This window comes from Bradyrhizobium sp. WSM4874, from assembly GCF_055811835.1.
Genome location: NZ_JBVVPR010000106.1, coordinates 1 through 5,801 on the forward strand (window position 1 = coordinate 1; position 5,801 = coordinate 5,801).

The window sequence follows — 5,801 nt, forward strand, 5'->3', positions numbered from 1 at the left end:
CCCGTTGCGCAAGACTTCTGTGAGTTGACCGTCGAAGATTCCTGGCTGAATCAGCTGGATGACGTTATCGTTGGACACGGCATATCGCTCCTTCGGTGGAGAAGTGGAGGCGTCAAGCACCCCTACGATATGCCGCCTTTCCGATTCCCGCCGTCACCAACTTTCAGCGATAGCTCATATGGCCCCGTTCCTCCTCGCTCATTGCCGTAGTCGAGCGATCGCTGACCAGGATATCGCCGCTGCTAGGAAGATCAAGCAGACCAAGCATATAGAGCAGCGATGATTTGCCCGATCCGGACGGACCTGTGATCGCGATCAGCTCGCGCGTGCCAATCGACAAGTTTAAGTCGCGAACCAGTGTCACCGGGACGATGCCCGGCAGCACCTTGGTCGCATTCCGTGCTTCGATAAGCGCTGCCGTCACGTCGCGCCCCTGATGATGTCGACGGGGTTGACCTCTGCGGCTGCGCGCGCGGGAAAGTATCCGGCGACAAGGCTCGATGCCAGCGCGACCGAGGTCGGGATCGCGTAATGGGTAATCGAATAGAACACTGGAAGACGATTGTGGTCCGAAAACGAATCGTTGAACTCCAGTGAAGCCATTCCCCGCGTCAGGAGATAGCCAAATCCACAGCCGAGTACCGCGCCGGAAAGCCCAATTGTCACGGCCTCAATCATGAAGATCGCCTTCATGGTGCGTTCCGTGAACCCCAGCGATTTCATGATTGCAATGTCGCGCGTCTTTTCACGTATGATGGTGGATATGATGCTGTAAGTGCCAAAGCTTGCGACCAGAAGAATGGCGCCGACGATCGTGTACATCAGGACGTTACGAATGGTGATGGGCCGACAGCAGATCCTCCTGCGCTTCCTGCCAGGAGATCGATTTGTAGCCGGTCTGCTCGCCGATACGCCCGCTGATCAGGCGCGCCTCCATCGGCTCGCGCGTACGAACCCGAATCTCGTTCACGATCCCGATCTGATTCTCAAGGGTCTGCGCAGTACGAAGCAGGGCGTAGCCTGTCGTTTCATCCGTGGCGCGGAAGCCGGAATGGAAGGTGCCACTACCGTTGCGGTCACGGTGATACCCCTGGCAGAAACCAGCGTGACGTTCGAGTTGACGCGGGTGCCGATCTTGCGCGCAAGGCTATCGCCGAGCAGAATCGCGTTGGATGCACGATAGAGTGAGGTGAGGCTGCCCTCGCGTACGTGGGTCGCGAGATTGGACACGCTGCTTTCGGTGTGCGGATCAATTCCGATCACGAAGATCGTAAGATTGCGGCCCGCGTAGCGCATCATGGCCTTGGACTGCACCGAGGGGGTAAGGGCGCCCGCAACCCAGGTCTGTAGCGAGGCGATGGTCGCCATGGGGTTCTTGATGCCCGGCCGTCGAACCGCGGGCGTGAGACCGTGGATTGCGGCAGCGGCGTAGAGGAGGTCGGCGGGCTGGGGCGTCGGCTCACGCCGTTCGTCCGTGACGGAGATGTGGGGCAGCGCGTCGAGCAGTGTTGAGATGAAGTCGTTCTGCGATCCTTCCATCAGCGCGGCCATCACAATCGAGAAGCCGACGCCGATTGCAACGCCCGCCACCCCAACCGGCGTCTGGTGGATGCGGTATGTGATGTGCGTCCAAACGATGGCAAGGATCAGCTTCATGGTGCGGTCGCATCCGTCGCCCGTACCCTGACGCGACCACGTGTTTGGATGCTCGCGGTCGCGGGAGACACCACCATCTCATACTCTTCAAGGCCGCCGACGATTTCGACGTGGCCGGCGCCGCGAAAGCCGATCTCGACTTTGCGCGGTGCCGGGCGGCCGTCCTTGACGACCAGTACCTCGTTGCCAATCACGGCATTGGTAGGAACGACGATCGCATCCTGCTTCTCGCGTGCAACAATGTTGGCTTCCACGCTCATGCCGACGTGAAGCGGGCTGTCGTCGGGCAATCCGATCCGAACCCGGAAGGTCTTCGCGATGGGGTCGCCGGCCGGCGTGATTTCCTTGATGGACCCTGAGAGCACCTTTCCTGCAAACGCGTCGGTCCGCAACAACGCTCTTTGTCCGGGTTCGATTCGGGGGACGTCTTCCTCGTTGACCTCGGCGACGACCCAGAGCGACTTTGCAAGTGCGAGGCGATAAAGGATCGTGCCAGGATCCACCATGTCGCCGATCTCCCCATCTTCCCGCAGTACCGTGCCATCCATCGGAGCGACTATTTCGTAGAATCTCAACCGCTGCTTCTGTGCCGCGATCTGGGCTTGGACGCGTGCGAGGTCGCTTGCGGCCCTCTGTTCCATCTTCGCGGTTGTCGCGCCAGGCGCGAACAAATGGGATTGCCGTTCGAACTCTCGGCGCTGGAAATTCTCCAGTGCTCGCAGCTCGTTTAGGTTGCCTGTGCCTCAGTGTCGTCAAGCCGAGCCAGGCGGTCTCCTTTCTTGACCGCTTTGCCCTCGCATCGGCAGCGCTCTATGATACGGCCGCGCACCAGGGGGTGAGGCGCGACCAAGTTTCGGGCTCGACTGATCCGGTGGCATAAACGATCTCGGCCACCGGATCGCGAACGGCACGCGCGACCGCGATTTCGGGCTCGTGCAGATACCAGACGAGGATGGCGGCCAGGACAAAGACAAGGCCGACGATCAGCTTCCGGCCACGTCCCGGCGGTCTTGCTTTCGCATGCTTCGCTTCCGTCTCCGCCGCCGGAAGCGTTCGCAGCTGCATGTCCATTTGGGATTCAGCCTCACGAACAGTCATCGCAGCGCTTCTCGGCTCGCTGCCCGAAGATCTCGCCCGAGACGATAGCGATGATTGGCGTTTTTAGAAAGTGATCGTTCACCATCGCAACATTAGCGGCGCCGCCGATCGCGACCGACGGCGCACAATCCCACACGTCAACCGCGCCATTTTGCACGGCGGCAATCAGTTGAAGGGTGGACCCAATCTTTAAACTCGCCGAGCATCCTTTTCCCGATGCAGGAATGGGGAAGTGAAATCTCGAGCTGCGGCCGGGCGCTGGCGTTCGCCTGCCGAAGGTTGGTCTCCGCTGCCAATACCGACGCGCTGGCTGACCTTTTTGACCATCGGAGCACCTTCAATCGGGTGCTCTTCCAGCAGCATCGCGATTTCGTGCAGCGGCATCTCCCGGGCGGCGGTCACGACTTCCCAGGGCATGATTTCGCTGCTATCGACCGCATGCGATTTCACGCGATCGGATGCCCGTGCGCGGCGACGCAGCCACCAGAGATAGAGGCGCTCGATTCTCGTTCGGTCCGATGCAGCAGGTCGGCTTTCATGACGATGCGGACAACTCTGCTGCGGGACGGTTGCAGTCGTGCCGACGGTGGTCACCGAAGAAATAATGATGTCGCGGCCTGCATGATCAGCCTCCAAAAACATGGTGACTACCTTGGGCAGGATACAGCCTTGCGGGGATTGACTAGGATCAAAGGGAGCGCAACATACGAAGATAATGTCTGCGCCACCGCGATTGCCAAGTGCCTGCCAGTCATCTTCGTCCGTCTGGTGGACTGCCTGCCCAGATGGATACGCTGCGGCGAACAGTTTGCGCGGATCGATCGTCTCGACCAGGAGATCCTGGAGATCGAGCGTCGGCCGCGTGACTGACACAAACTGAATGATGCATGCCGGGCGGTTCCTGGTTCGGTCTGCTCACGGCCACAGCGACTGTCGTGATGATTGGCGATGCCAAAGCGTTTAAGTTGACGCGAGTTTGCCGCCTGGTTTGGATGGGTTCCTCGACAAACCGCCGCTACGGGCGGGCACCTGAAGTTGCTTGGCATCAGCAAACGCCGAGCTCCTAATTGCGCACGCTGTTGATCCATGGCGCTCGATCTGCGTTGACATGCGGCCAATCGCTGCCGGAATGGATCATGAGTTTGGTCAACCGTCGGCCAAAAAAGGTGGCGATAGTGACGGCACGCAAGTATGGGCGCTTTGGCTAATGAAAGTCCTACTACCCAGAATACAAGAGCTTGCCGCGTCGGGTCATCTAACCCGTAGCAATATCAGCATTGCTAAGTTCCGCGGCGATTTGACAGCAAACAGGTCGGACCGTGATCCGCCAAACCTGAATGGTCCTTCGGGCTTCCAGCCCCGTCGGAAAATGAGGTGTACATCAGCGAATTCCGTCAGAGCCAGCAGGTAAGACCATGCGATGGCATCAAGTGGCGACTAGAGGCCGATCCAAGCATCATATCTTATCTCAGTCGCGCTCGCGCCGTCTCTGCAACCCTGAGCAACTCCGACGGCACGGGCGCTACGCCGATCAAAAGGTCCGATTGTCAGGCCGCGTCCTCGGCCAATCCAATAACGGTGGATCCACGCCGCAAGATCGCGTGACACTTGATGCTTCGGCGCCAAGCGTTCGATCGTGAGTCGCCATCGGAAGATCCCCCTCAGATGTTCGAGTTCGGCACGAGAAGCAACCGTCAGAGTTTGAAGTTGTCTTGTTTCGCTATGTCCAGCTGAAGACACCATGTCAGCAACTGGACACTGAGGCTCAAGTATTTCGGCGCCGGGGCGCAAAGCACGTGCTCTTTCGCTCTTCAAGCAAGAGTTGTACAGCCTCTTTGTGGCACGCGGATTGCTATGAGATGGTGAAGGATCTGTAGGACTCTAGCGGTCCCGCGGTCACCCGCCAACACAGTCAGATGAAGCTTGTTCGATTGATTCAACTCACCGCCATAGACGCTGCACTGTTTAAGTGTGGTCCCGCCCAATGAATCTCGGTTGCGTCCATCGGAGGCGCCGCTGTCGTTATTCGCGCTGATAGCTCTCAAGGCTGGTCGAAATTCGATTAGCATTCAGCGCCGCAGCTCTTGATCAAATCCTGACCAGTGCGGCAGGTCCAAGTCTCTAGGGTACGGGGCGCCTTGGGTGGAAGCTGCTCACCCTAGGCGACGGATTGGCTGAGCGATGAAGATAGTACATCAGTCTCCTCGGATGCGCACAGATGTTTGCGGGCCAAGCGAGAGTAGCAGGCAGCAGGCAGCAACTCCGTCAATCTATTCTAGCGTCTTTGTTGGTAGTGGTACGCTAGCCATAAGGTGCGTGCAGCTAGCAAGGGAGATGGGTCACGACATCCGCGCGGCGCTGTGTGCCGACGCTACATTCGCTGATGAGGCCGCTCGCGCCAAAATCCTGTGTGTGGTGAGCGTTGAAGAGCTCTCCACGTTGCTGAAGGCCGAGCCGGTGGAATGGATTTTTTCCGTTGCTAGCCCGTTCGTGCTGCCGCCGGAGGTGTTTGGGCGAGCCCGTCAAGGCGCTTTCAACTACCATGACGGTCCGTTGCCACGATATGCGGGAACCCATGCGACGTCTTGGGCGCTTCTTGCCGGGGAGACCGAACATGGCATCACGTGGCATCGTATCAGTCATGGGGTTGATACTGGTGAGCTGGTAGTACAGCGCCAAGTGTTGATTGCGCCGAGTGATACGGCATTGACGCTGAATCTCAAATGTTATGAGGCTGCTATCGAGGGCTTCCGCGAGCTTCTAGCTGGCTTAACAAATGGACAGCTCGGTGCTCGTCCGCAGGCGCTAGCGGACCGAAGTTTTTTCCCGAAGCGTCGCCGCCCAGATGCTGCGGGCTGTCTGCGATGGGATCGATCCGCGCAGGGTCTGGCAGCGATGACACGTGCCTTGGACTTTGGCCCCTGTCATGCCAATCCGTTGGGCCTGTCCAAGGCTTTCGTAGACGATGACTTCGTCACCGTCAGGCGCTTGGAGGTGACGGCTGGGCGCTCGGGCTTTGCGGCGGGGTCTCTAGTTGAAATCCATCC

The 5,801-nt window shown here is 59.1% G+C and carries 8 protein-coding genes; 1 reads left to right on the top strand and 7 read right to left on the bottom strand.

The genetic code is table 11. The features are described 5' to 3' along the window. Nucleotides 1–163 precede the first annotated feature (163 nt). From AC0L3P_RS39090 to AC0L3P_RS39120, 7 genes are all read right to left on the bottom strand, one after another. On the bottom strand, nucleotides 164–424 hold the full coding sequence (locus AC0L3P_RS39090; RefSeq protein ID WP_473309327.1) for an ATP-binding cassette domain-containing protein: 261 nt from the start codon (nucleotides 422–424) through the stop codon (nucleotides 164–166). Next, the gene (locus tag AC0L3P_RS39095; protein ID WP_473309328.1) at nucleotides 421–822 is read right to left on the bottom strand and encodes an ABC transporter permease; all 402 of its coding nucleotides are present in this window, start codon (nucleotides 820–822) and stop codon (nucleotides 421–423) included. The genes AC0L3P_RS39090 and AC0L3P_RS39095 overlap by 4 nt, the downstream gene beginning before the upstream one ends. A gap of 7 nt (nucleotides 823–829) precedes the next feature. Beyond that, complete coding sequence (locus tag AC0L3P_RS39100; RefSeq protein WP_473309329.1) at nucleotides 830–970, bottom strand: hypothetical protein; 141 nt, start codon at nucleotides 968–970, stop codon at nucleotides 830–832. After that, nucleotides 967–1,656 (bottom strand): ABC transporter permease, encoded by a 690-nt coding sequence (locus AC0L3P_RS39105; protein WP_473309330.1) that lies wholly within the window; start codon nucleotides 1,654–1,656, stop codon nucleotides 967–969. The genes AC0L3P_RS39100 and AC0L3P_RS39105 overlap by 4 nt, the downstream gene beginning before the upstream one ends. Then, a complete protein-coding gene (locus tag AC0L3P_RS39110) occupies nucleotides 1,653–2,378 on the bottom strand; it encodes an efflux RND transporter periplasmic adaptor subunit (RefSeq protein WP_473309335.1) in 726 nt (241 codons plus the stop codon). The genes AC0L3P_RS39105 and AC0L3P_RS39110 overlap by 4 nt, the downstream gene beginning before the upstream one ends. 88 nt (nucleotides 2,379–2,466) lie before the next feature. Beyond that, complete coding sequence (locus AC0L3P_RS39115) at nucleotides 2,467–2,727, bottom strand: hypothetical protein (RefSeq protein ID WP_473309331.1); 261 nt, start codon at nucleotides 2,725–2,727, stop codon at nucleotides 2,467–2,469. A 216-nt stretch (nucleotides 2,728–2,943) separates the two neighbouring features. Next, the gene (locus tag AC0L3P_RS39120) at nucleotides 2,944–3,627 is read right to left on the bottom strand and encodes a CBS domain-containing protein (RefSeq protein ID WP_473309332.1); all 684 of its coding nucleotides are present in this window, start codon (nucleotides 3,625–3,627) and stop codon (nucleotides 2,944–2,946) included. A 1,461-nt stretch (nucleotides 3,628–5,088) separates the two neighbouring features. Here AC0L3P_RS39120 and AC0L3P_RS39125 point away from each other — a divergent pair. After that, the coding region (locus AC0L3P_RS39125) for a formyltransferase family protein (RefSeq protein ID WP_473309334.1) at nucleotides 5,089–5,801 on the top strand (713 nt) is incomplete at its 3' end.

Bases quoted from the DNA above. Each gene is read 5' to 3' on its own strand.
- AC0L3P_RS39095 (WP_473309328.1), bottom strand. From the start codon at position 822: ATGTACACGATCGTCGGCGCCATTCTTCTGGTCGCAAGCTTTGGCACT.
- AC0L3P_RS39105 (WP_473309330.1), bottom strand. From the start codon at position 1,656: ATGAAGCTGATCCTTGCCATCGTTTGGACGCACATCACATACCGCATC.
- AC0L3P_RS39115 (WP_473309331.1), bottom strand. From the start codon at position 2,727: ATGGACATGCAGCTGCGAACGCTTCCGGCGGCGGAGACGGAAGCGAAG.